This window comes from Zhongshania sp., assembly GCF_047636175.1.
Classification (GTDB): domain Bacteria; phylum Pseudomonadota; class Gammaproteobacteria; order Pseudomonadales; family Spongiibacteraceae; genus Spongiibacter.
In genome coordinates this window covers 131,837-156,245 of record NZ_JBLIKC010000001.1, presented here as the reverse complement: position 1 = coordinate 156,245, position 24,409 = coordinate 131,837, and the positions used below count along the sequence as shown (strand labels likewise).

Genomic DNA, 24,409 nt, shown 5'->3' with positions numbered 1-24,409 from the left:
TGGACGCCAATATGCGACACTGTTCGATGAGACATTAATTGGCGACTCATCAGATGTCAAGCGAAGTGTTGCTGGTAACACCATTAGCTTATTTTAACCCAGCGCTCAGTCGGGTATATTGAATGCCACTGTGTGAAGCATCATAAATTGCCAATTAGAATGAAGCCGTTACATGTGAATTGTATTTAACCTTAGAGGGCGCCGAGCGCAGCAAACAGCATGAAAATGTCCGAAGATACCATCAACAGTATTGCTCAGCTCCTACCGCAAACGAACACTACACCAAATACGTCGACCATCGAGCATCAGCGTGATTATTCAGTTGAAGAGCTTGCTTTCGCTGCCAACACTACCGTGCGCAATATTCGCGCCTACCAAGACCGCGGCGTACTGCCGCCGCCAGCACTTCAGGGTCGAAAAGGGGTTTACAATAATTCACATCTGTCGCGTCTTCGTCTTATCGCCAATTTACTTGACCGAGGCTACACCCTTTCCAGTATTCGCGAACTAATATCTGCGCTTGAAGAAGGTATTGGTCTGAGCGAGGTACTCGGTATAGAGTCTGCATTAAACTCGCCCTGGACAAATGAAGCTGCCACTACAATCGGCATGACCGAACTAGTCAAAATGTTTGGCACCAAATTAACACCCTCAGCTATAAAAACGGCCCACGATCTCGGCTTGTTTAGCATTTCAGGTACCGAGCTACGAGTATCAAGCATGAGCACCTTAAAGGTGGCCGAAGAATTGTGCGCGACGGGTATACCCCTCGACGAGTTATTAGATATTTTACGAATGATGCGCGGTAATGTGCAGCGCGTAGCAAATGAGTTTGTTAAATTAGTATCACGTCACGTGCTAGAACCTTACGCCGAACAAAAAATACCGCCGCCAGAAGAGCTCCCTAAAATTGCAGCGTTAATATGGAAGTTACGGCCACTTGCTGAGAAAGTTGTCGATGCCGAGCTCGGACGCTCAATGGAAATAGCCGCCAGTCAGTTCTTGGCTGACACCCTAGAATCCATAATGGACGATCTACCGAAAGACTCTCCCTACAAACGATAAGCAATGACTGCCCTATAGGCGCCAATCGACGGCTGATCGCCCAGGAGCTTCAAGGTAGGCGTTTGCTTTAGAAAAATGCCGGCACCCCAGAAACCCGCGATGCGCTGATAGTGGTGATGGGTGTGGCGCCTCCAACACTAAGTGACGACAGCGATCTATTGCTGCCCCTTTTTTTTGTGCATGACTGCCCCACAGCATAAACACCAAACCTTGGCACTGTTCGTTTAAAACCTTAACAATAGCATCCGTAAATAGTTCCCAGCCCCGACGCTGATGCGAACCTGCCGCGCCCTCTTCTACCGTGAATACACTGTTTAACAACAGCACACCCTGCTCAGCCCAAGCTTGGAGATGGCCATGATCAGGAATCCTCATCCCCAAATCTGCCTGCAGCTCTTTATAAATATTGCGCAATGACGGCGGAACTTTTACACCTGGCAGCACAGAAAAGCTTAGACCGTGTGCTTGACCACTACCATGATAGGGATCCTGCCCCAGAATCACGACCTTAACATCTGCAATTGGCGTGCTGTTTAAAGCCGTAAACCAGTATTCACTCGGTGGATATACCGTTACACCCGCAGATTTGCGGCCTTCAACAAACTGCAGCAAATCTTGAAAATAAGTCTGCTTAAGCTCTTCACCAAGGGCAGCCTGCCATGATACTTCGAACATTATTGCCATTTCGCCGGCCTGCCATTATCAAGTAGTGAAATTAAGACCTTGTTATAATAACTATTGCACCCGCTAGGCAAGCAGTAAGGTGCTGCTGCAAAGATCTCGAATCAAGTAAAAAATATCGCGACAGCATAACAAACCTTTAGTAACAGTACTCACTGGTAGGAACCACATCTATTTCATCAAAATCGATAAAGTTGATGCAGCTATCTATCATTTTCTGCATATTATTTTCTTGTTTTAAACTGTCACCAACCGCGTCATAAAATACCGCAGAATCAGTCATCGCCAAGGCTGGAAAGCACTCTTCAACAATCGCATGATACGCCCCAGCATCTTTTCCCGTCACATCACTAACAATATTCTGAACGTAACGAAAGGTCGACTGGGTTTCTAGGGCAATAGTGGTGTGGGTACTTTGCCAGTAACTCAACCATGACTGGTACTCTAAGCGCTGCGGGCAGCGCAGTAGAGCCACCTGGCTAAAGCCGGGAGTGCGCACGCCAGGCTCAGCTCGGTGCATAGTGTTTGCTAGGCGCTCCACCTCATCGACATGATAGCGGCTGAGCTGAATAGAAAAGCGCTGAACCAGCTCATCGAGAGAGTCAGTCGCAAGCGCATCATCAAGCCAAACGCAGCACATAGCATCAAACACAGAGGCAGAGCTTTGCATACGTAACGGTGCCGCGGACGCAACATCATCATCGGCAATATTAAGCTGCACCCGACCTACACCCGCCACTTTCTGCAAAATCGGCACCAAACCGTGGTGAAGAGCACGGCTCGACTCCTCGTCCGAAGTATCGAGCCATAACAAATAGATCACTTTTCGCATTTGAACTCCGCAGCAGTTATACGTTAAATACCAATCGGCGGCGTCGCAGTAGACGCATTATCGATCAACATTTCAGCTGCGTTTATAAATCGTGACTCATCCGAAGCCAAATAGAGTACCAGCGCCGCAATATCTTCAGGCTCACACATTGGATGGGCTTCGGTAGACAGTGATTCTATCTCTTCACGGGTCGCTGACTCCTGACCGGTAGCAACCTTAAAAACCATTGGTGTCTTAACACCATCTGGATGAATCGAGTTACAGCGAATCCCATTACGCTTTTCACGACAATATAAAGCAACCGACTTAGTCAGAGCCATCACTGCGCCTTTACTCGCGCTGTAAGCAGCGACAAATGACATACCGTGCATAGCGGCAACCGATGACATATTAATAATAGAGCCGCCGTTGCCCGACGCTTCCATTGCCGGGATAGCGGTTTTACACCCTAGAAACACACCTTCATTATTTACCGCATTAACACGCCGATAATCCTCTAGGCTGCAATCCACAACATTGCCTAGCGTCATCATGCCGGCATTATTTACCAGCACATCTAGGCGGCCGAAACGCTCGACCGCAGCAGCAACTACTCGCTGCCAGTCTTCTTCGCTGGTCACATTGTGTTTTACAAAAATAGCGCGATCACCAATAAGCTCAGCCACAGCTTGGCCATCTTTCTCGTTTAGGTCAGTGAGTACCACTGACGCCCCCTGCTCTGCCAACATTATGGCATCAGCACGCCCCATACCACTGGCGGCCCCAGTCACAATACATACCTTACCTTCAACACGGCCCATAAATTACCTCATAATTGTTATTGATATCGCTGCAGCGGCGGCCCAAATAGCCTGCCAAACACAGCCAAAGTTACAGGATGTTAACCACTAGTAAATCATGCCTTTAAATAAATAAAAAGTGCATACTAATTACCCTTTGGTAAGATTAGCCCTCAGCAAACTCGGAGCGGCTATGAATCTTCCATCTATTACTCATAAAATTGCTATTGCCTCACTCGTTTTATTAGCGCTCAGCACCATCGGCGTTCGATTTCAGTGGTATAGCTACCAAGCCGGCTTACTGATGTTCAGCCTGGCAGGCCTACTAAGTTTTATTAGTATATGTGCCTCTGCATTTTTCACTAGACGCACCCAAAAAGCGACGGGACGACGTCAACTCAGCCAAGCCGCCCTGATTGCACTACCGGCGATCATTTTTTTCAGCCTTAGCCTTTTTAGCGGCGTCGGCGCTCCATTAATCCATGACATTAGCACTGACACCGAGAATCCTCCCCAATTTATTGCCGCCACACAACAGCGTCGCACCAGCGATAACAGCCTAGTCTACGCCGCCAGCAACCGTGAACTCCAAAAACAGGCATATCCTGATATTCAATCCATTCCCACCCTTCACAAGGTCGCTGCGGCACAAGGCAAGGCGCGGGAAATTGCAGAAAATTTGGGTTGGCAAGTCAACTACCAAGAGAGTGGCCATATCGAAGCCACGGTGAGCAGCTTTTGGTTCGGATTCACTGACGACGTGATGATTCGAATCAGCGAAACTCCAAGTGGATCAATTATTGACCTTCGTTCTGCTTCACGCGTTGGCAAAGGTGATCTAGGTGTTAATGCCAAACGAATTCGCGAATTTTCTCAACAATATCTTAAGTAAATGTTGGCTCATCACCAGCTGTTCGGCAATCGCGAGCGCCTGTCTACTTCAGCAGCACTAGGCACTTTATTGCAATACAGATTTACCTGACTCTTAACATCAGCATGCTATTTTAAGCTAAAGCAAACACCGTCAATTAACGGCGCGTTCATTAGCAGCTAACAAACTATATATGGGTGACAGCTAAGTTTTGCGCTGCGACCCCCGTCGATACCAATTAGATTAATAATCCGCAAAAACTTACATGTTGGCAGTCTTAGTGGATTCATATTCTAAAATATAAAGCGTCAGCATCGAGGTAAGGCTTTGCCTCATGCAAAGCACACTATCTCGGCCTGCAATACAAGTTAAGTGGCGTCACCGAGCAGTTACCTGTCGACACCAATATAAAAAGCTGGGTAAAAATCGACAAGCCCCAGCACCCCGCTTCGCTCAAGCTTGAATCGCACAGGCAAAAGATATAAAACTAAACATCATCTCTTACCGCAGACCGCAAACTACTAGACTAACTAGGGACTCATAGCAGCTTCCATGTCGACGGCTAATTCAAAATATTATTCTTGGGAATAGATATTAGCGAAGAATGTGGAGCGCATTGAGGCTTGCACTGGCTTGAATAAAACAACCACGTAACTGGTTTGCTAAATATCAGTAGCTGTAGCGAAGCTGCAAAAAATTTCACCAGTCAATATTAAAAAAATGTTCATCGAATTCCTAATATCTCTGATTTAAATCCTAAGTGCGGCATCTAGCCAGGTAGAAAAAGCGACCAGCTGAAGTTAAGCCCCCTTTTTTTTCCGGCAAGAGATGATGTGATGATGGAAACTTACCAGCAACTGACCTATGAGCAACGATGTCAGATAGCAGCCCTAAAGAAAATGCACACAACGTGAGATAGCCGATATTATTGAGGTGAGCCAGTCAACGGCAAGGAGTTTGCGCACCATGGGGAAATTAGCAAGGCGCTCACAACCGAATTTTATTTTGCTCATCCTTATAATTCTTGGGAGTGAGGTTTAAATGAGAACACCAACAGTCTTTTACAGCAGTATTTTCCGAGAAGCACCGATTTTAAGATAGTGAGTCAAACGGAAGTGGAGCGCTCGGTAAATAAACTAAATTCTCGTCCAAGGAAAACCTAGGATTCAAAAATCCCGGTGAATTAATGGAAGAACATAGGGCTACGTTACCAGCTTAAACTTAGATGTACTTCGGACTTCAATCCGCATCAGTAAAATATAAGTACAACTGACTCTGCTAGTCTTTCTGACATAAAAACAGTAAGTAATCACTATAATCAGCTACATAAAAGTTCCAGCTATTTATAAAGCCTTAACGACAGAATATCAGCTTGGGCCTGGGATCCAGCATCGCATCTATGCAATCGTCAAAACTTAATATGTCATCCACAAACACCAATGGATCAATTGTACCTTGGCAGGCGTGATGCAGCGTATCATTCAGTACAGTTCGGCTGTGTACTCGGCTTACTTGATAATTTATCCCTTTCATATAGGCGCTGGAAAGTGGCAACTCCATCATTTTTGATAGCCCGCCGCTCACGCTCGTGCAAAAGCCACAGGGGGCAGTTGACCCCATAGCATACATAAGACCTTCACGAGTGGCGGAGGCGTCTACCACAATTAGAAAGTCATCTTCATGCCGAGTTTGAGTTTCCATGTCACTCAATATAATAGTTTCTGCCCCCGCGCGCTTGGCAATGCCAAGACGGGAGTTGTCGCTGTCTGCGTACACAACCCGACGGCTTCCCAAAGCAAGCGCCGCATGCACGGCATATAAGCCAACGCTCTGTGCAAGACCACCCACTACCAATACCGGCTCACAAGGAAACTCCCTAAGGCCACCTGCAACGGTGCGATACCCATCCGCAACGTTGTCTGATAGGCCGGCTCCTGCCGCGGCAGAAATCGAATCAGGCAAGGTTACCAGCATTGCGTCAGCATAGGGCACTAGTACCGTATCGGAAAACGCACCGCCATAATCAGAGGTAGGATGGGTACCCAAACCATAAGCAGCATAAGGAGACACAGTTTTACAAGCATTGGTCCAACCTCGCTTGCAGTTGTGGCAGCTGCCACAGTGAATTTGAAACGGCACAATTACTCGATCGCCGGGTACAAAACCCTTAACACCATCACCTACTTCTTCGACCACCGCCGTCATCTCGTGACCAAATGCAAAAGGCCCCGGGGTTTTATAGGCGCCCATGGCAACGTACAAATCTAGATCGCAACGGGCTACCGCAATGGGTCTGACTAAGGCCGCAATATCCGAGCACAACTTAGGTCTAGGCACATCCTGCCATTCTAATTTCTGTGGCCCCAAATAGGTCAGTTGCTGCATTGTTATACTCTCATGCTTGTTTTATATAACTTACATTGGCGGTTTTACATTGATCCTTATATAGTAAAAATTGCAACTTAGACTTGCATTTATGTAACGAAAGAGAGAGCTGGCCATGTGGGATGACCTAAGGTGTTTTGTAAGCTCAGTTGAAACAGGTAGTTTTACTGAAACGGCAAGGCAGTTAAATTTATCTGTGGCAACGGTGAGTCGCAGACTAGAAAAGCTGGAATCGGCACTAGGCTTGCGACTGCTCAATCGTCGCATTACGGGCGTAGAGTTGACGGCTGAAGGAAAAATTATTTATGGGAACCTAGCGGGTCCTGCAGAAAAATTCTTTCAGGTAGAGCGCATTGCAGCGACTCTTCGGGATGGCGTCAATTTAGAACCGGTTGTTATCTCATCAACCGAGCCAATTATTTCAGAAATCCTAGGGCCCAGACTTGCCAATTTTTTAACCAGCAATGCCGAACTTCGCCTGACCTTAAGTGTGTCTACGGCCAACGTTAGTTTATCAAAGCGCGAAGCTGATATTGCTATTCGCCTGAATCGGCCAGAGCACGACAACCTGATGATCAAGCGCCTGCCGTCGTTCAAGCAAGGTTTGTATGCCTCTGATGCTTACTTAAACGGGAGAGATCCTAGCACGCTCAATTTTCAAAATGAGAATTTCCTTGGAATGGATAATAGCTTTGGTGCAATCCCCGAGGCTGAATGGTTTTCGAAGTATGGCCTGGCTCATCAAGTAGTTTTAAAATCCAGCAGTGTTCGCACACTCTGTACCGCCACTTTAGGAGGCTGCGGTATTTCTATGGTGCCAAAGTTTATCGCCGAACGTCTAGGTTTGATTGAGATTCCTAGCCCCCCCGTGCCCATGCGGACCCCCTACATGGTTTTTCATCGAGACCTGCGCAAGGTAAAACGAATCGTGTTAGCAAGAAATTGGATTGTGGAATGTTTTGAGCAAACATTAGGGAAATACTAACGGCCCCAGCGTTTTAAATTCTTGCCGTATAGCTTGGCTATTGTGGTCGGAGCGCAAACAACATAGAAGACTTAATTCAGTAACCAGCGACAAGCAATACCGGCTTATTCTCGAAATAGTCGAAACCGATGCCATATCAAATTTGAGTATTACCCGTGAGCTCCTCAACTATTTCAAAACCATAGGCGCAAAAATCGCCTTCGAGGATTTTGGTGTAGGCTTAACATCGTTTGATGTATGTCCGTGATCTGGCCGTTGAATACATTAAAATTGACCAGCCTTTTTGCGCTTTATTCACGAACGTGAGCAAGATCGCACGCTGGCCAAATCAATAGTTGAAATAAGTCATAGCCTCAGTAAGAAAGTAATTGTAGAGGGTATCGAGAGACGAGCAGCACTGCATATTTCAAAAGAAATGGGGCTTGAATACGCTCAAGGCCACCACGTCTGCCGCCCAATACTGACAATCTGTCTCTGTACTTATGGCCCTAACTGCGGCGTCACTTAATGACGCCATTGCAAGCTATTACTGATGCACGTAAATCACAATTAATAGGTGCTGCGCACGCGAGACACCGCGTTCTTCCAGCCAGTGTAACGTCGCGCTCTATCCACTTCGTTCATTGAGGGATCAAAGCCACTCTCACACCGCCACAATGCTGCAATCTCCTCTAAGGAGCTATAAATACCAAGCTGTAAGCCCGTTAAATACGCGGCACCTAATGCCGTTGTTTCAGTCACCAAAGGTCGCTCACAGCGGCAGTCCAACATATCGGCTAAACGCTGTACTACCCAATTATTAGCAACCATACCGCCATCAACTCGCAGAGTTTCAAAGTCTGCGCCATCACCGCGCATCGCTTCCAGTAAGTCGCGGGTTTGATAACACACCGACTCCAAGGTCGCCCTGGCTATATGGGCGATACCCGTATCGCGGGTTAAGCCGAAAATGGCACCACGGGCATCCGGATCCCAATATGGCGCACCTAAACCTGTAAAGGCCGGTACCATATAGACGCCATTGGAACTCTCTACACTTTCTGCCAAGGGCTGTGTTTCAGCTGCAGAACCAATTAACTTCAGACCGTCACGCAACCACTGCACCGCGGCACCGGCAACAAATATGCTGCCCTCAAGAGCGTAACAGACTTCGCCACGTATCCGATAAGCTACCGTGGTTAACAATCTGTGTTCAGAGCGCACGGCGACCGAGCCGGTATTCAACACTACGAAACATCCGGTGCCATAGGTGCTTTTTGCCATACCCGGAGTAAAACAAGCCTGACCCACGGTTGCCGCCTGCTGATCGCCAATCAGCGCGCAGATGGGAATCGATGCACCAAACCAGCGACTATCAGTGCTGCCATAGTCGTCACAGCTGTCTTTGACTTCTGGCAGCATAGCGCTAGGAATACTAAAGAGCGCCAGTAGATCGGCATCCCATTGCTGGGTATGGATATTAAAAAGTAAGGTTCTTGAGGCATTACTAGCATCAGTGGCATGTCGCTTTCCGCCGGTCAATCGCCATAGCAAAAAGCTATCTACAGTACCAAAAGCCAACTCCCCGGCCTCTGCACGCGCTCTTGCGCCACTGACATTATCTAGTATCCAGCCGACTTTGCTGCCGGAAAAATACGGGTCGAGTAACAAGCCGCTGCGCCGTGACACAATATCTTCTACACCCTGCGCTTTGAGTTCTGCGCAGCGCGCCGCGGTGCGTCGATCCTGCCAGACAATAGCGGGATAAACGGCTTCACCGGTTTTTTTATCCCAAACGATAGTCGTTTCGCGTTGATTAGTAATACCAATTCCGGCAACATTTGCGGCGGCAATCCCGGCCGCGGCGAGGGCCTTACGGCAGCTATTTAGCGTCGTCTCCCAAATTTCTTCTGGATCATGCTCTACCCAGGCATCCCGCGGGTAATACTGGGTAAACTCCTGCTGACCAACACCACAGGTTTCGCCCTGCGCATTAAATACAATGGCTCGTGAACTTGTGGTGCCCTGGTCAATAGCCAGAATAAAAGTATCCATTAGGGAAATCGCCTCCGTTAAATCATCACCACCCTATGATGGCAGAGACTTCGGATGGCGACCAGAATTTAGCACCCTATATGTTGGTGAATCCGTGCTTAGGCCAGTATTCCACCATCTACACGAATGTGTTCGCCAGTAATATGGCATCCATCTTCAGATGCCAGCATCGCAATAACGCCAGCGACAACCTCAGGCCCCTTTGCACCGGTTAATGATGTGATTCTCGACAATAAATCAAAATCTGCATCAGCAGGAAAGCTTAAGCCCTGCACCATATTGGTATTAATGTCGCCGGGGCAGACACAATTTGCCCTCACACCGCGCTTGGCATATTCCACGGCGATACTGCGGGTCATCGCCAGTACGCCGCCTTTGCTTGCCGCATAGGCCGCGCCCCAAGGCAAGCCTTGTAAGGAAGCTGTCGATGCCGCATTAACGATATTGCCCTTAGTTTTTAGCAGCTCCGGTAACGCCGCTTTGCAAAGCATAAAAGTGCCGGTGAGATTTACCGAAATCAACTGATCCCAAATGTCCAAGCCGAGTTCGTGGCAATTGGAAAATCGCAGAATTCCCGCCATATTGACCAAGGCATCTAAGCCACCGTACTCAGTGACACAGGCGTCAATACAGAGTTCTGCGCCACCGATTTCGCTGATATCAAACCGGTAGGCGATCGCCATACCGCCTGCCGTTTTAATTTCATCAATCAAAGTATTGAGATCAGCTTCGTTGATATCTGTACACCAGATTTTGCCGCCTTCGGCAGCCAAACGCAGCGCGCTCGCCCGACCAATACCCGATCCCGCGCCGGTCACTAGCACTACTTTATTCTCAAATCGCTTCATATTCCTACCTGTTATTATTTTTGCCAAAGTAAGTTCAATCTGACTTTAAGATGGCAGACATTGACCAAGGACGTCTACCCCCCGGGGATCACATCACCTAGAAGTTCAAAAGAACAGACCAAGCACACCGTGCTGCCATGAATAGATACCGTTTTGCCCAGCGGCATGACCGCTTTTGATAGTCAGTGTGACGTGTTTCGTCCTTGTCTTTAAAGCCTCGTCGACTAAGCTGAGCTCACCATAATCGCCGGCCCCATTAAAGTAAAAATGAGCTCAACGCGACCATATATATTAGATGATAGACCCTCTACTTTAAGGAGACCGACGTGAGCGATCTCGATCAATTTCGCCAAACTGTACATGCATGGTTAGAAGAAAATTGTCCGCCGGCAATGCGCACGCCCATCACGCGTGAAGAACAAGTCTGGGCAGGAAAAAATAAAGTCTTCCCTAACCAAGACGCCAAACTTTGGTTTGAGCGCATGCGCGATAAAGGCTGGACCGCGCCTGAGTGGCCGCTTGAACTCGGCGGTGGCGGTTTAGACGAGCGCCAAGCTAAAGTATTAAGGGACGAAATGAAGCGCTTGGGCTGCCGAACTCCCTTATTCGATCTTGGCATCTGGATGCTTGGCCCAGCGGTACTAGAATATGGTACCGAAGAACAACGTCAGCAACATATTCCAAGTATTACCCGCGGTGACGTGCGCTGGTGTCAGGGCTACTCCGAACCCGGCGCGGGCTCCGATCTAGCCAGCTTACAAACACGCGCAGAAGACCACGGTGATCACTTTTTGGTAAACGGCGCAAAAATCTGGACGACTAATGCGGATAAGGCTGACTGGATATTTTGTCTAGTCCGCACTGACCCCGATGCAAAGAAACAAGAAGGTATTAGTTTTCTCCTAATAGACATGGACAATCCCGGTGTTTCAACCACGCCTATTGAGTTAATTAGCGGCGAATCCGAATTCTGCCAAACCTTCTTTGACAATGTAAAAGTTCCCAAGGCCAATCTGATAGGCGAACTCAATAAAGGTTGGTCAGTCGCCAAATCCTTGTTGAAACACGAACGCAAACTCATGGCTGAAATTGGGGGCGACACCCCGGGCCCAAGCTTTAGCCCCGTTCAGGCGGGAATTGAATACGTGGGTTTAGACAGCAGTGGCAAGCTACGGGATCACGCCCTACGTGAGCAGTTAGTCAGCCACGAAATGGCCTACCGCGCAATTGGCCTAACGCATTTTCGCAGCTTTGAAGAACGCATCAATGGCGTTGCGGACAACAACGTCCCTTTAATTATGAAATACGTGGGCACAGAAGAAAGCAAGCGCAAAGAAGAGGTTCTCATGGCAATCCTCGGACAGCGCGCATTGGGTTGGAACGACGATGAATTCAACGCCGATGAATTGCTCACCAACCGCGGATGGCTGTTTTCTAAAGCACTTTCTATCGCCGGCGGCACATCCGAGGTCCAACTAAATATCATTGCAAAACGGGTGCTGGGCTTGCCCACTTAGTAAGACCAAATAGGATTACTTAACAGAGCCGGCGCAAAAACACGCGCGCAGGCACGCTAATTCATCGACACCGTGAACACACCGGAGAGCGGAATATGACACTGGTACTAAACGAAGAGCAAAGATTGCTCAAAGATACCGCCAAAGATTTTATAAGCCGAGTAATGCCGGTATCAGCATTGCGCGCATTACGCGATCAAAAAGATGCGCTTGGATACAAGCGTGAACACTGGCAGCAGATGGTTGAGCTTGGCTGGGCCAGCATGGTGTTACCAGAAGCCTATGATGGCTTGGATTTTGGCTATATGGGACTGGGCGCCGTTATAGAAGAAAGTGGCCGCACCCTGGCAGCCTCCCCCCTATTCTCCACCGTTGTGCTCGGCTCAACCATCATTATTGAGGGCGGCAGCGAGGAACAGAAATCTGCGTTATTGCCGGGCATCGCCGCTGGCGAGATCAGCTTGGCGCTGGCATTAGAAGAAAAACCGCATCATCAGACAACGGGCTTCGCGACCACCGCAGTCGCCGATGGCGACGACTTTATTATTCACGGCAAAAAAGTCTTTGTGCTAGATGGTCACAGCGCCGATCAACTTATTGTCGCCACCACAATGGAATCGGGAATCGGATTGTTTATTGTCGATGCCAATGCCAATGGTATTGATCGCCGCCGCCATCATTTAATCGACAGCCGCAATAACGCCACTATTGAATTCAACCAAGTTCGCGTGAATCAGTCGGCGCTAATTGGTGATGCCATCCAGAGCCAAAACATTCTTAACACCGCAATGGACTATGGCCGTATTTGCCTAGCTGCTGAAATGTTAGGCGCCGCCAAGGAGTGTTTTGAGCGCACTATCGCTTACTTGAAGGAGCGCGATCAGTTCGGTGTAAAAATTGGTAGCTTTCAAGCACTGCAGCACCGCGCCGCCAAAATGTATATCGAATTAGAGCTATCACAGTCGGTGGTACTTGATGCACTCTCGGCCATTGATGACAAAAGAGCGGACTTACCTCAATTGGCCAGTCTTGCCAAGGCGAGCCTTAACGATGTCTTTGAATTGGTGACTAACGAGGCCGTACAAATGCACGGAGGTATTGGCGTTACTGATGAACTAGATATCGGTTTTTTTCTAAAAAGGTCACGGGTTGCTACCCAAATACTCGGGGATAGCAACTTTCATCGTGACCGCTATGCCAGTTTATGTGGTTATTGATCTAGGCGAGAAGCGCGCAAAACCCTTTTAATAATATAAAAGGGCTGTTCATCTTTTTATTTTTTAACTACAGCCGCAATATAAAATCTTTGCCATTGGCAGGCCGACCCATAAATTGGGTCAAGCTTGCAAACAGTGGGGTGCCCGCCGCAGGTGTGAGCAATAGCTGGCCATTAATTTGACCACTAACAGAAATGCGCACTACCCCACGAACCTTGGCAGCATTGTTTTCATCAACATCTAAAACAATGCGCTTATTTTCACAGCGTAAGCTGGCCGTTACCGGGGCAATGTTCTCAACACCATCAATATCGCCTGATAGCGCGTCCAAGCTTATGGTGCCAGTGACAGAAAGACAGCCACCCGCGTTAATTTTGGCCTCCTCCAAGAACAAAGAGATCCCGCCATCAAAGCCCATACTGGGGACCTTCATAGCATTCAAAAGCCTAGCCAGCTCGCCTTCGATATTAACGTTGCGCAACTGCAAGGTATCCCCACTACCGATACCAACATCTCCGTCGCCCTGAACAGGTTCGGACATTGCTATAGCCAAAGGAACGCCGGTAAAAAGTCCCAGTGGATTTAAGGTCCAACGAACACCGCCAAGGGTAATCCCCTGGTATTGAACCATGTCTAACTCACCGCGCCAGACTCGACCACTGAAATTGCCCAAGGCCATCGCGGGCTGCTGATTAACCAATACATCACGCACCACCCATGCGGGCGTAGCCACTATTAAACAAATAACAAAAAAGAATATCCCAATAAAAACCCATAGATTGCGCTTCATTCACTAGCACCCAGCGACGCCCGCAGGGAGACACTGCCTGGCGAATCCAACAAGGTAATATTTGCAGAATGTAAGGTCATACCTGCCACCGATAAAGTTTCAATAAATCGCACCGCGCTGCTGTAGTCACTCCTAGCAACCCATACGCTGTAACGACCTGATGACTGCGGCTCGATACGATTAATATTCACTGAGAGTGCCGCTGCAGCGCCGGTAATCTGCTGCTGAGGCGAACCTGAGATAGCCGCAGACTGAGATCCAGACCCACGCATAGATTGAATTTTTGATGATGCCTGCTGCATCCAAGCATACGACCCACGCCGCTGTTCCAAGCGAGTTTCAGCCGCTGAGTTGGCGCTTAATAAAGGCTGCCAAATCACCATCCAAATGATAAGCGGAATCGCTAAGGCGCCACCGATAATAACAATCTGGCGTTCGCGCTCGTTACGTCCTTCTAGCAGTCGATCTAGCAATTTCATTGCGCCGCTCCTCTGATACTCACCTGCCCTGCGATACCACTATCCTCCTGACCGAAAGCGCCACGATTGACATCAAGGCCTTGCGCTTTTAGCGCCGCAAGCCACTGATCTACAACCTCGTAAGACGTCGCTTTCACTAATAACTTCATCACCGGCGGATCATTTTCATAGTTAAGTTGGCTCAGACTAATATTGCTGCGACCACGGCTTGCCGCCGCCACCTTGTCTAACCAGGGCATCATTGCCCCATTGCTACCGGCATTTTCCAAGGCGTTCAACTGACTACGCATTTGGCTTCGCGCATTAACCACTCTAGCGCCGGGGAATGCCTGCTGATAAATTTCGACCATGCCTTTATCAAGGGCCGCGATTTCAAGGGTCATAGTGCGAGTTTGCACCGCTAAGCCAAACCAATGAACGAGCAGTAAGCACGCAAGTAATATCAGCGGCCAGCGCAGACGACCCAAGGCCTCATCACCCTCATCTTTAAGCACATAATTACCGCTCAGCAGAGACAGCGGCCACGGCGCGAAGTTGCTTGCGAATGCGTGTAAACGACCTTCACAGTGAATGGCATTAGCTGGCGCGTGCTCAGTCAATTCGCCGCGATAGTCATTGCTAAAATACCACTGCACATCTTGGTCTGCTTGCTCGCCCGCTGTTGCTAACTGCTGCCACACCGAAAAGTTAGCCGTAGCGACACCCGCTGAATGGGCGTGAAAATTTGCTGCCACTTGATGTTCAGTTACCACCACCGCATTTTCTGGCAAGACCGCATAATCTGGCAATAAGGCCTTAACACGCAGGCCACTGCTGCGCAGAACGTCTAAACAGTAAGCGGCCAAGTCACGTCCGACCACCAGTACATCAGCCGGCTCGTTCGCTTTTATAGTAACGGTAGCAATATGCACGCTATCGAGATCGCCACAGAGCTTATCTTCCAACTGGAACGGTAATGCCGACAAACCGACTCGCCCCCCTTTTGGGAGTACAACCCGATGCGCACTCACCGCTTCGCCGGGAATCAACACATAGCACGACGCACCCTCAGCCCTGTCGGCCAAGCTTGACAGTTCACTCGCATTAGCCAATACACCCTCCGCAATCACACTGGAGTGATCATTATCCCAGTGCAACCACGTGACCGGTGCCTCCGGCGTCAGGGGTAAATCAATTAATAAAAACGCAGTCAAAAAACTTCTCCATACTCGCGGCCATAAACAATTGCCTTGCCGTTTTTTAACACCACTCGGCTAAACAAACGCATTTGACGTTGTTCGTAAAACACATCTGCCAAACCCTTAAAATAATATGACTTTACACCAATGCCTTGTAAAAGCTTGGCGGGCAAGACCTCACCCGTTGGTAAGTTCAGCGCAGTGACAAAGCTAGCCGTATCCGCCCAGCCGTTTTCTGGCCTGCTTTCCAGTACTGCATTCACTTCCTCTACCGACAGCACATTGGCAATTGCCGCTGCCAACAAGGCCGCTTTATCCGCCGTTAAGGTATTCACATTAATGGTAGTATTCACTTCGGGTAGCGCACACACATAGGGTTCTATGCGTTTCTGCTCATCTTCTTCAAACTCAGCGTATAAACCCATTTCACTCACTGAATCTAATAAACTATTAGGCGGCAAATAGGGGTAATCCAAGGCGGTGTAGCTTAGATCCTCAGCGCCGTAGATGCCTTCAGGAGAAAAATCCTCGTCGATCCAATCCTGGGTGCGACCAATAATAAACTCCGCCCGCTGTGGCGAAATCTCCAAGTTTTCTAACAGTGCAGTAAAGACCTGCTCTGCCCCGGTGACGTCTTCGGCAGCGCCCGTCGCCGGCTCTGCCCGATATAGCGAATTCAGGTTAAAACACGCCTGTTCATCGCTCACCAAGCCAGCAATAGAACCGCCTTCTATCGGGAATACAATATCTTTTCTAGCCCAGTCCTGATTTAGCGCAGTCACCGCATCATCGGCCGCATCTTCTAACGCAAAAACCGCAATGCGCTCGCCGCCAAGTGCATACCAATACCCTTGATCCATCAATCGCTGATTCAATAGTCGCTGGCTGCTATACCGCACACCATCAATTAAGCTAACGGCGAGCACCACCATAATCGACACAATGAGAAGCACCATCATTAACGCCGCGCCGCGCTGTTTACCCGGCACATTCATTGCAACAACTCGGGTAATAACACGTTCAACTGAATATCCGCCCACACACCGGTCGACATTGTCATCCGCAAGGATCTTGGCTGTGTGGCATTTACCTGAGTGCTGGGTGGCCAAAACACCGACCAGCGATTACCGTCCCACAACTCTACGACAAAGTCGCTAACGTCATTGAGTAATACCTGACGCTGCCAGGTGGTACTTCCCGCTGGGTCAGCAACCGCAGCACTGTATCTTATAAGTTCTTTATCTTCGCGCACGTAACGCACCCGCTCAAGCGTGCTACTTAAACCTCTGCCCGGCAATACCCGTCTGCCGCCGTGCACAAATTCTAGCTCGCTATCCTCTCCCACTTGCTCCGCGACAATATTCGCGGCCATCGCATCGCCCTGTTCATCGCGGGGAATACGGGGAGTAATCTGTTCTAAATCACGTCTGAACACTGTCAGCGCTAAGGCCACGCGCTCTAAAGCCTGTTGTCGGGTTTCGATGGCGGCTTGATTCTCCAAGGAGGTATTTAACAGCAACGCGCCTACCGTACCCAATAACGCCATAATGCCAACAGCGATAAGTAGCTCGACCAAGGTAAAACCTCTTTCTTGGCTCCTATGCATCAGCTTGTTCATTTACCAAGAAACGCCGAACGAGTGGCGAGAATGTCCTTGCCAGAACTCAAATACACCTCCACATCGACACGACGAATATCTGGGTGCGGTGTTTCCTGAACACTGCGCTGCCAGCGATAATCAAACCCCGCTAACGTCACTTTACCGCTATTACTATTACCGTAACCGTCACGAAGAATATCAACCAGTACATTGTGGGCAACCAAGTCGGCAAACTGGCGCTGTTCTATCGCGCCGACGCTGTTGGCACTCTCCGTCAAGCTTTTACTCAGCGCGACTGCTGCCGTGGCAAAAATAACCAAGGCCACCATAATTTCCAGCAGAGTGAAGCCCCTGCTGCGGCGAGCACGAGATTGACGATGGTGTTTGTGAATCGACAATATACTCATCAGCGCTCTATGGTTAACTGTTCGTCGAGGCCTAAAGACTCTGCTCCCTCGGATGACAAACGCCATTCAAAAGGAGAAATCTGCCCGTCACCAAGAAACAATATTTGTGGCGTTGTTTCCGGGCTGTCATCTTGTTCGTCGGAGTCAGCGCCATCCGTCGCATCTTTAATTGGTTCACCGGCAACGCTAATCAAGGAAGTCACGCGTTCATCGAGTGCTAGCCCTTTTGCTAAAACCCCTTGTTGAACCCCTTCCCAACCTTGCGCGGTCAGTACATAAAATCGTCCGCGCTGCTGTTCCCACGCCAAACCTAGACTGCGGCCGCTGAACACCGCCTCGGCTCGCGCGCTTCGCAGATGCCCTATCAATTTATAACGCTGCTCTTGCAGCAAAGCCCCGCCGTCTTTAGACGGCAGAGTGAGTGCGGCAACGCCACTAAGTAAGCCGATGATAAAAATAACAACCATCAGCTCCAGTAATGAAAAGCCTCGATTATTCCTGCCAGTTAACGATGTCGCTGGCCAGTTCTTCACCACCTTCTTCTCCATCTGCACCCGTTGAATACAAGTCAAACGCGCCATGCTCACCGGGCTGAATAAATATATAAGGATTGCCCCATGGATCTTCTGGCAAGCGCTTTATATAGCCGTTACTGCGGTAGCTTTTCGGAACAGCGCCAGTCTCAGGACGTTTGACCAAAGCCTGTAAGCCTTGATCTGTGGTTGGGTAAACATGGTTATCAAGCTTGTACATGTCCAGCGCTTGCTCTAACACTGAAATATCTGCACGTGATTTTTCGACCATGGCCCGATCTTGGTTTTGGAGCACATTCGGGGCTACTACCGCAACTAATAAGCCCATAATGACAATAACAACCATGATTTCCAGCAAGGAGAAACCGCCTTGCTTTGTCGTAAATCCTTTTTTGCCATTGACACTCTGACGCGCTTTTTCTTTATCTTTAAATTTAGATACCAACATACCGACAAAACCTCCTAAAACTGTGTCAGATTATTCAACTGCAGTATTGGCAGCATAATCGCCAATACAATCGATAATACTACGCCCCCCAAAACCACAATCAAAAGTGGTTCGAACAAGGTCACAAACATCTGTACCCGTGCCTGTAATTCGCGTTCAAGATTACTTGCAGCGCGCTGCGTCATAGCTTCCATTTCACCACTGGTCTCACCGCTCGCTATCATATAAATTGCCAACGGGGGAAGTTCGGCCTGCTCTTGCAGACAACGGCTAAAACTCTTACCTTCCCGGACCTGCTCACGAACGATTGCCATACTTTTCTTCAAATGCTGATTCGACAAGGTGTCGCAGGCCACTTTCAAGGTTTCTAAAAACGGCACCCCGGAGGACATCAGAATAGACAAGGTTCTGAGCATCCGCGAGGCATCTAGCTCCAGCATCAACACCCCCCAAAGCGGAATCTTTAATATGGCTTTATCTGCTCGCAGGCGTCGCTCGGGTGAACTTAGCCACCATTTAATACTTACGGCTATTGCAGCAATAATAATCAGTATATAAGCCCAATTTGCCGCCAAACCATCACTCAAGGTAATCAATATACGGGTCAGCATTGGCAGCGCTTGATCGTAGTGGGCAAATTGCGCGGTGACCTTAGGAACCACATAGGCCATCAGCGCGGCAATAACCGACAGCGCAACGAATAACAATACCAGCGGATACATGGCTGCCTGAACGATGACCCCACGTAGCTTTTGACTGTCTTCGGTATAGTCAGCCAGCTGATCCAGAATTAAACCCAGGTCGCCAGACTTTTCACCGGAACTCACCAGCGCTCTGAAGACAGGATTAAATACCTGGGGGTGCTCATTCAAACCCTCAGCCAATGAATGTCCTTCCAACACCCTTGCCCGCAGATCCAAGACCACACGTTTTAAATAAGCTTTGCGGGTGTGTTTGGCAGTGGCCGCCAAGGCTTCTTCAAGCGGAATACCAGACTGAATCAAGGTCGCAAGATGCCTAACAAATAAGGCGAGGTCGGCAATATTGACCCGCGAGCGACCGTAACTGCGACGCGCATTTTCGGCACGGGTTTTTTCGCGAGTTTGTTTTATATCTAGCGGAAATAATTGCTGGTCGCGCAATAACTGGCGCGCCTGCCGGCCGGAATCAGCCTCAACAATCCCTTTCTTATTAGCCCCATTGGCATCAAGCGCGCGATATTCAAAGGCCGGCATCACCGCCCTCTCGCACACTTCTCAGCAATTCATCTAGGCTGGTTTGACCCGCTAATACTAGGCGTCGACCTTCATCCATCAAAGAAGGCATATGATTGCCAACCTTGCGCAAAATATCTTGTTCGCTTGCGCGATTGTGAATCAGCTCGCCCACCTCGCGATCAACCACTAGCAACTCGTAGACACCCTGACGGCCTTTATAACCCGTGTGCTGACACATGTCACAGCCAGCTGCGTTAAATGCTTTCTGACCCTCGACGGTCGGATCACCGAGCAATCTCGCTTCAGTTTTGTCTAGAACAATCTCATGCCGACAGTGCTGACAAAGCTTACGCACCAATCGCTGGGCTAAAACCCCTTTCAAACTCGATGCAATCAAATACGGTTCGACACCGATGTCGACCAAGCGAGTCACCGCGCCGACAGCGGTATTGGTATGCAATGTCGACAACACCATATGACCCGTTAGTGACGCTTGCACAGCGATCTCTGCGGTCTCTTGGTCGCGCACCTCGCCCAGCATAACCACGTCGGGATCCTGGCGAAGGATAGCGCGAAGTCCCCGCGCAAATGTCATCCCAACCTTGGTGTGCACCTGAGTCTGACCAATACCGTCGATATCATATTCAACAGGGTCTTCTACCGTCAGAATATTGCGGCGACGGTCATTCAAAGACATTAACCCCGCGTATAGGGTGGTGGTTTTCCCTGAGCCAGTAGGCCCAGTAACCAAAAGAATCCCATTGGGCTGCTGGAGCAGGTCTTTTAATGCAGATAGGGTTTTCTCAGGCATTCCGAGCTGATCAATGTCAATTCGCGCGGCTTGTTTGTCTAGCAATCGCATAACCACGCGTTCGCCATAATTAGATGGAATTGTTGACACCCGGACATCAACGGAGCGGCCGGCAATACGCAGTGAAACCCGACCGTCCTGAGGAACCCGTTTCTCGGCAATATCTAAGCGCGACATCACTTTAATTCGCGATACCAGTAACGGCGCCAAACGCCGACTTGGGGTCAACACTTCTTGTAATATACCGTCGACCCGCAAGCGCACCGACATGGTTTTTTCGTAAGTCTCAATATGAATATCAGATGCGTCCAACTTCAGGGCTTCGCCAAATAAGGCGTTAATCAAGCGAATAACGGGAGCGTCATCCTGTGCATCGAGCAAATCTTGTGACTCAGGGATTTCTTCTGCAAGACGATCGAGATCGACTTCACTTGAGATATCGCCCATCGCCGACATCGCATCGCCTTGCTGGCGCTGAAATGTCTCATTAATTTTATCTTGCAGAACTTTTTCTTCGCAGAGTTTTAAGCACACCGGCCCAGCCAGCACACGCTGAACTTCTGCTATCGCGGTAGCAGGCGTTTCTTTACAGCACAGCACGTCGAAGCCACTGTCGCTCTCTTCGACCAACACGCGATTACTACGTGCAAACGGGTAACTAAGAAGCTGCCTCATATTATTGCTGAACCGGTGCCGGCTGATTCTCACCGGACAGTTTGCGCTGCTTTTTTTCCACCGCATCTTCAGCGGGCGTCATCGGTGGTGGTACCGGCTTGCTAGGTAAAATACCTGGCGGAGATGGATCCATTCCAGTCCACTCGGGTAGTACTGCCAAGTCGCTAAAGGGGAATAAGTTAATTCCCTGCTCAGACTTTACCAATTGCTCAGCACGAATATAGTTATATTTACGCGCACTTAGTTCCGATAGAGTACCCTGATCACGCACAATAGTCGGACGAATAAATACCATCAAATTCCGTTTCACCTTAGTGGTACTGTCTGAGCGGAATAGACGACCCAGTATCGGAATATCACCAAGTAAAGGCACTTTAGCGGATTGCTCTGTCACTTGGTCATCAATCAAACCACCAAGCACAATCGTTGCACCGTCATTGACCAACACGGAAGTTTTAATCGTCCGTTTATTGGTAATAACATCGGCCGCCCCGGTGGACGGACTGAGCGAGGAAACCTCTTGCTCTATATCAAGCTGCACTGCATCCCCTTCGTTGATTTGCGGGGTAAATAGCAGCTTTATACCAACTTCCTGACGTGTAATGGTTTGAAAAGGATTGGCATTAGTCGAACTCGCTGTTGAACCGGTAACAACCGGAATTTCCTGCCCAACCAGAATTGACGCCTCTTCGTTATCGAGCGTTAATAAGCTGGGTGTGGACAAGATATTCGACTCAGTGTCATTAGCCAATGCAGTTATCAGAGTGGCAAAACTAAACGCGCCATCTTTAAGTTTGCCCAAGCCAAATGCCGCACCTCTCACGCCGCTCACTGCCGCTGCCGCAGCCTCTGCACCAGCAAGTAGGCTGATAATACCTGGCGCGCTGCCACTACCCGAGGCACCGCCACCAAAATTGATGCCGCCAGCAGGGACATTCCCGGAGGATCCACCCTTAAATAACCACTGCACACCCAACTCTTTGGCACGGTTGTCCGACACTTCGATGATAATTGCTTCAACCAATACCTGCGCACGACGAATATCTAAATCAGCGATCACCGACTCCAGATTATCAATAATATGTGGGCTGCCTGACATCACGATGGAATTGGTTTGATCATGGGCTTCAATATTGATCATCGACGATCCACTATTGCCCGCAGCTGACTTAGCTGCCTCGTCGCCTTTAATCAGGGTGTCGCTAATACTTTTAAGAACCGGCGCAATATCTGCCGCCTTGGCATATTTCAAATAGCGAACACGAATATTAGATTGGTTGCTAACTTCACTATCTAGATCCTTCACGAGACGTCGCAAATACGAGCGAGCGTCATCGTCGCCAAACAGTATAAGAGTATTTGTGCGCGGATCAGCTGCCACTACCGGCTTTGCAGCACCACGCTTACGCGTCTGCTGAGATAACACCTTGGTTAAGATTCGCTCCACTTCCTCCGCCGAAGAATGCTCCAGCACCACAGTTTCCATTAGCTGGGTATCGACCGAGTTAACCGCATTCACAATCGACATTAGGCGTCGTACATTCGACTCCCTGTCTGTAATTAAAATAATATTCGAATCAGCGTAACTGGTAATCACGCCCACCTTATTGTCGACCAATGGACGCAAAGACTTCACCAATTCATCTGCATCCGCGTTCTGCAATTGGGCAATACGCGTAACAATCGACTCGCTGCGACCAATTGAGGAGCGATCAGACTGCACTCTTATACCTTCAATTTTCGCCGCTTGATTGGGAATAACTTTTAAAATCCCATCACCCACCTCAATCGCCGAGTAACCTTCTACCCCAAGTTGCAACAGGAAGATCTGATACAGCTCCTCGGCATCTAATTTACGGTGACTTTCAACGCTGATTTTACCCTTGACACGACTATCTACCACGATGGTTTTGCCGGTAAGTTTCGCAACAGTGTTAATAAACTCACCAATATCGACATTCTGCATATCAAGATCAAAACTTTCCGCGAACGCGCTTGCAGAGAACGCGACAATAAGCCCTAAAACAAGACAGAATTTACGTAGTAACAATTTCATATATCAAATCTTTTGGTGAGTATGGTGTCGGCACGTTGAACCAGCAGTTCAAAGGATGTGGTATTTTGCATGAGCTTAAACAATTCTTGAGGCTGCAAATCCACAACGGACTGGCCGTTAACAGACAGCACAACATCGCCAAGCTGCAACGATAATTCTTCAAACAGGCGTTTATCTCGGCCCGGTTTTATTTCATAACCAACCAGGCGACCGCCCTCATTAACAGGGCTTACCGAGAAGTATCGCGCCAACATCAGGGGACTATTTTGTACCGTGTCTCTCGCGTTGCCGATTAAGCGGCGAATCTCAGGGGTATCCAGATCTATGGTATTGCTGTCGGATATATTAGGAGCAGCGGCGCTACTAATGCCAGCCAGATCGGCTTTTTTATCGAGTTCGATTTTCTCGCGTTTACGATTATTTTCTATAATGATGTAGTCAGCGAGCACAGCTAGCAGGCGCACCGAACCCGGGACCTCAATTTTTTCGCCAACGATATAAGCCTTGGTCTTGCTACCGTGGCGAAGCACCGCAACACCTCGCTCATCCGCGCCGGAGACCAAACCGATAACGGTGATTTTCAAGCTGCTGCGACGAACATCCTGCTGGGCTTCAACCGCTGCAACTTCGCTGACTGGCGGCATTCCAAACAAAGGTACTCCGAGCAAACTTTGAATATCGTAAAAACCACTAGCCGCTTGCGCAGCGCCTAGTTCTGGGCTCTCGGCGCTTACAACCGCAGTGGGTAGCGCAGGATCACGCAACCACGCTGATATCTGCCAACATAAGGCCGCTAAGCCGGCTAATAACATTGCCCACAGCAGCACATTCGCAGCGACAGCCGCGCGCGGAGGAAAAACTCTTGTTAATGTCACAGAACGATCCACGTCTCAGACTTACCCCAAAATTGCCGCGAAGCGCAGAATAATAGACGAACAATATGACATCTGTTTTACCAAAACCGTGACCAAGGGCCAAAATCCGGTTTTGTAGTCACGATA

The 24,409-nt window shown here is 49.0% G+C and carries 24 protein-coding genes; 6 read left to right on the top strand and 18 right to left on the bottom strand.

What is annotated here, in order from left to right:
• Nucleotides 1–219: 219 nt before the first annotated feature.
• Complete coding sequence (locus ACI955_RS00760) at nucleotides 220–1,065, top strand: MerR family transcriptional regulator (protein ID WP_415241821.1); 846 nt, start codon at nucleotides 220–222, stop codon at nucleotides 1,063–1,065.
• A gap of 12 nt (nucleotides 1,066–1,077) precedes the next feature.
• On the opposite strand, the gene ung is transcribed toward ACI955_RS00760, so the two are convergent.
• The 3 genes from ung to ACI955_RS00745 form a co-directional block, all read right to left on the bottom strand.
• Nucleotides 1,078–1,740: a uracil-DNA glycosylase gene (ung, locus tag ACI955_RS00755; protein WP_415241820.1), complete on the bottom strand. Its 663-nt coding sequence runs from the start codon at nucleotides 1,738–1,740 to the stop codon at nucleotides 1,078–1,080.
• 145 nt (nucleotides 1,741–1,885) lie between these two features.
• Nucleotides 1,886–2,578, bottom strand: a complete 693-nt coding sequence (locus ACI955_RS00750; protein ID WP_415241819.1) for a hypothetical protein — start codon at nucleotides 2,576–2,578, stop codon at nucleotides 1,886–1,888.
• Between the two features lie 23 nt (nucleotides 2,579–2,601).
• On the bottom strand, nucleotides 2,602–3,378 hold the full coding sequence (locus tag ACI955_RS00745; RefSeq protein ID WP_415241818.1) for a glucose 1-dehydrogenase: 777 nt from the start codon (nucleotides 3,376–3,378) through the stop codon (nucleotides 2,602–2,604).
• Between the two features lie 172 nt (nucleotides 3,379–3,550).
• Here ACI955_RS00745 and ACI955_RS00740 point away from each other — a divergent pair, with 172 nt between their 5' ends.
• Nucleotides 3,551–4,249, top strand: coding sequence for a DUF1499 domain-containing protein (locus ACI955_RS00740; RefSeq protein ID WP_415241817.1), 699 nt, complete (start codon nucleotides 3,551–3,553; stop codon nucleotides 4,247–4,249).
• Between the two features lie 1,332 nt (nucleotides 4,250–5,581).
• Here the strand turns inward: ACI955_RS00740 and ACI955_RS00735 are convergent.
• Nucleotides 5,582–6,613 (bottom strand): zinc-dependent alcohol dehydrogenase, encoded by a 1,032-nt coding sequence (locus ACI955_RS00735; RefSeq protein ID WP_415241816.1) that lies wholly within the window; start codon nucleotides 6,611–6,613, stop codon nucleotides 5,582–5,584.
• A 115-nt stretch (nucleotides 6,614–6,728) separates the two neighbouring features.
• Between ACI955_RS00735 and ACI955_RS00730 the strand changes: the two genes are divergently transcribed.
• Nucleotides 6,729–7,598 carry a LysR family transcriptional regulator gene (locus ACI955_RS00730; RefSeq protein WP_415241815.1) on the top strand — a complete coding sequence of 290 codons (870 nt, stop codon included), beginning with the start codon at nucleotides 6,729–6,731 and terminating at the stop codon, nucleotides 7,596–7,598.
• A gap of 283 nt (nucleotides 7,599–7,881) precedes the next feature.
• Entirely contained in the window at nucleotides 7,882–8,106 is a 225-nt protein-coding gene (locus ACI955_RS00725) for an EAL domain-containing protein (RefSeq protein ID WP_415241814.1), read from the top strand.
• Between the two features lie 41 nt (nucleotides 8,107–8,147).
• Here ACI955_RS00725 and glpK read toward each other — a convergent pair whose 3' ends face one another.
• Nucleotides 8,148–9,632 carry a glycerol kinase GlpK gene (gene glpK / locus ACI955_RS00720; protein ID WP_415241813.1) on the bottom strand — a complete coding sequence of 495 codons (1,485 nt, stop codon included), beginning with the start codon at nucleotides 9,630–9,632 and terminating at the stop codon, nucleotides 8,148–8,150.
• 98 nt (nucleotides 9,633–9,730) lie between these two features.
• Complete coding sequence (locus ACI955_RS00715) at nucleotides 9,731–10,480, bottom strand: SDR family NAD(P)-dependent oxidoreductase (RefSeq protein ID WP_415241812.1); 750 nt, start codon at nucleotides 10,478–10,480, stop codon at nucleotides 9,731–9,733.
• Between the two features lie 326 nt (nucleotides 10,481–10,806).
• Between ACI955_RS00715 and ACI955_RS00710 the strand changes: the two genes are divergently transcribed.
• On the top strand, nucleotides 10,807–11,997 hold the full coding sequence (locus ACI955_RS00710) for an acyl-CoA dehydrogenase family protein (protein WP_415241811.1): 1,191 nt from the start codon (nucleotides 10,807–10,809) through the stop codon (nucleotides 11,995–11,997).
• Nucleotides 11,998–12,092: 95 nt separating this feature from the next.
• Nucleotides 12,093–13,214: an acyl-CoA dehydrogenase family protein gene (locus tag ACI955_RS00705; protein WP_415241810.1), complete on the top strand. Its 1,122-nt coding sequence runs from the start codon at nucleotides 12,093–12,095 to the stop codon at nucleotides 13,212–13,214.
• Nucleotides 13,215–13,281: 67 nt separating this feature from the next.
• On the opposite strand, the gene ACI955_RS00700 is transcribed toward ACI955_RS00705, so the two are convergent.
• Genes ACI955_RS00700 through ACI955_RS00645 form a run of 12 tightly spaced genes read right to left on the bottom strand, consistent with a single transcriptional unit; the run spans nucleotide 13,282 to nucleotide 24,283 of the window.
• Entirely contained in the window at nucleotides 13,282–14,004 is a 723-nt protein-coding gene (locus ACI955_RS00700) for a type II secretion system protein N (RefSeq protein ID WP_415241809.1), read from the bottom strand.
• Nucleotides 14,001–14,483 carry a type II secretion system protein GspM gene (gene gspM, locus ACI955_RS00695; RefSeq protein ID WP_415241808.1) on the bottom strand — a complete coding sequence of 161 codons (483 nt, stop codon included), beginning with the start codon at nucleotides 14,481–14,483 and terminating at the stop codon, nucleotides 14,001–14,003. The genes ACI955_RS00700 and gspM overlap by 4 nt, the downstream gene beginning before the upstream one ends.
• Complete coding sequence (gspL, locus tag ACI955_RS00690; RefSeq protein WP_415241807.1) at nucleotides 14,480–15,676, bottom strand: type II secretion system protein GspL; 1,197 nt, start codon at nucleotides 15,674–15,676, stop codon at nucleotides 14,480–14,482. The genes gspM and gspL overlap by 4 nt, the downstream gene beginning before the upstream one ends.
• Nucleotides 15,673–16,701 (bottom strand): type II secretion system minor pseudopilin GspK, encoded by a 1,029-nt coding sequence (gspK, locus tag ACI955_RS00685; protein WP_415241806.1) that lies wholly within the window; start codon nucleotides 16,699–16,701, stop codon nucleotides 15,673–15,675. Before gspK ends, gspL begins: the two co-directional genes overlap by 4 nt.
• Nucleotides 16,653–17,279, bottom strand: a complete 627-nt coding sequence (gspJ, locus tag ACI955_RS00680) for a type II secretion system minor pseudopilin GspJ (RefSeq protein ID WP_415241805.1) — start codon at nucleotides 17,277–17,279, stop codon at nucleotides 16,653–16,655. Before gspJ ends, gspK begins: the two co-directional genes overlap by 49 nt.
• A complete protein-coding gene (gene gspI, locus ACI955_RS00675) occupies nucleotides 17,276–17,668 on the bottom strand; it encodes a type II secretion system minor pseudopilin GspI (RefSeq protein WP_415241804.1) in 393 nt (130 codons plus the stop codon). The genes gspJ and gspI overlap by 4 nt, the downstream gene beginning before the upstream one ends.
• Nucleotides 17,668–18,204: a type II secretion system minor pseudopilin GspH gene (gene gspH, locus ACI955_RS00670; protein WP_415241803.1), complete on the bottom strand. Its 537-nt coding sequence runs from the start codon at nucleotides 18,202–18,204 to the stop codon at nucleotides 17,668–17,670. The genes gspI and gspH overlap by 1 nt, the downstream gene beginning before the upstream one ends.
• Nucleotides 18,161–18,649: a type II secretion system major pseudopilin GspG gene (gene gspG, locus ACI955_RS00665; RefSeq protein WP_415241802.1), complete on the bottom strand. Its 489-nt coding sequence runs from the start codon at nucleotides 18,647–18,649 to the stop codon at nucleotides 18,161–18,163. The genes gspH and gspG overlap by 44 nt, the downstream gene beginning before the upstream one ends.
• 14 nt (nucleotides 18,650–18,663) lie before the next feature.
• Nucleotides 18,664–19,884, bottom strand: a complete 1,221-nt coding sequence (gene gspF / locus ACI955_RS00660; protein WP_415241801.1) for a type II secretion system inner membrane protein GspF — start codon at nucleotides 19,882–19,884, stop codon at nucleotides 18,664–18,666.
• A complete protein-coding gene (gene gspE, locus ACI955_RS00655; RefSeq protein ID WP_415241800.1) occupies nucleotides 19,871–21,352 on the bottom strand; it encodes a type II secretion system ATPase GspE in 1,482 nt (493 codons plus the stop codon). The genes gspF and gspE overlap by 14 nt, the downstream gene beginning before the upstream one ends.
• Nucleotide 21,353: 1 nt before the next feature.
• Nucleotides 21,354–23,408: a type II secretion system secretin GspD gene (gspD, locus tag ACI955_RS00650; protein ID WP_415241799.1), complete on the bottom strand. Its 2,055-nt coding sequence runs from the start codon at nucleotides 23,406–23,408 to the stop codon at nucleotides 21,354–21,356.
• Complete coding sequence (locus ACI955_RS00645) at nucleotides 23,405–24,283, bottom strand: type II secretion system protein N (RefSeq protein WP_415241798.1); 879 nt, start codon at nucleotides 24,281–24,283, stop codon at nucleotides 23,405–23,407. Before ACI955_RS00645 ends, gspD begins: the two co-directional genes overlap by 4 nt.
• Between the last annotated feature and the right edge of the window lie 126 nt (nucleotides 24,284–24,409).

What these genes read in the sequence shown, in the direction of transcription:
- ACI955_RS00760 (WP_415241821.1), top strand. Translation starts at nt 220, where the DNA reads ATGAAAATGTCCGAAGATACCATCAACAGTATTGCTCAGCTCCTACCG.
- ung (WP_415241820.1), bottom strand. Translation starts at nt 1,740, where the DNA reads ATGTTCGAAGTATCATGGCAGGCTGCCCTTGGTGAAGAGCTTAAGCAG.
- ACI955_RS00750 (WP_415241819.1), bottom strand. Translation starts at nt 2,578, where the DNA reads ATGCGAAAAGTGATCTATTTGTTATGGCTCGATACTTCGGACGAGGAG.
- ACI955_RS00745 (WP_415241818.1), bottom strand. Translation starts at nt 3,378, where the DNA reads ATGGGCCGTGTTGAAGGTAAGGTATGTATTGTGACTGGGGCCGCCAGT.
- ACI955_RS00740 (WP_415241817.1), top strand. Translation starts at nt 3,551, where the DNA reads ATGAATCTTCCATCTATTACTCATAAAATTGCTATTGCCTCACTCGTT.
- ACI955_RS00735 (WP_415241816.1), bottom strand. Translation starts at nt 6,613, where the DNA reads ATGCAGCAACTGACCTATTTGGGGCCACAGAAATTAGAATGGCAGGAT.
- ACI955_RS00730 (WP_415241815.1), top strand. Translation starts at nt 6,729, where the DNA reads ATGTGGGATGACCTAAGGTGTTTTGTAAGCTCAGTTGAAACAGGTAGT.
- glpK (WP_415241813.1), bottom strand. Translation starts at nt 9,632, where the DNA reads ATGGATACTTTTATTCTGGCTATTGACCAGGGCACCACAAGTTCACGA.
- ACI955_RS00715 (WP_415241812.1), bottom strand. Translation starts at nt 10,480, where the DNA reads ATGAAGCGATTTGAGAATAAAGTAGTGCTAGTGACCGGCGCGGGATCG.
- ACI955_RS00705 (WP_415241810.1), top strand. Translation starts at nt 12,093, where the DNA reads ATGACACTGGTACTAAACGAAGAGCAAAGATTGCTCAAAGATACCGCC.
- ACI955_RS00700 (WP_415241809.1), bottom strand. Translation starts at nt 14,004, where the DNA reads ATGAAGCGCAATCTATGGGTTTTTATTGGGATATTCTTTTTTGTTATT.
- gspM (WP_415241808.1), bottom strand. Translation starts at nt 14,483, where the DNA reads ATGAAATTGCTAGATCGACTGCTAGAAGGACGTAACGAGCGCGAACGC.
- gspJ (WP_415241805.1), bottom strand. Translation starts at nt 17,279, where the DNA reads ATGAACAAGCTGATGCATAGGAGCCAAGAAAGAGGTTTTACCTTGGTC.
- gspI (WP_415241804.1), bottom strand. Translation starts at nt 17,668, where the DNA reads ATGAGTATATTGTCGATTCACAAACACCATCGTCAATCTCGTGCTCGC.
- gspG (WP_415241802.1), bottom strand. Translation starts at nt 18,649, where the DNA reads ATGTTGGTATCTAAATTTAAAGATAAAGAAAAAGCGCGTCAGAGTGTC.
- gspF (WP_415241801.1), bottom strand. Translation starts at nt 19,884, where the DNA reads ATGCCGGCCTTTGAATATCGCGCGCTTGATGCCAATGGGGCTAATAAG.
- gspE (WP_415241800.1), bottom strand. Translation starts at nt 21,352, where the DNA reads ATGAGGCAGCTTCTTAGTTACCCGTTTGCACGTAGTAATCGCGTGTTG.
- gspD (WP_415241799.1), bottom strand. Translation starts at nt 23,408, where the DNA reads ATGAAATTGTTACTACGTAAATTCTGTCTTGTTTTAGGGCTTATTGTC.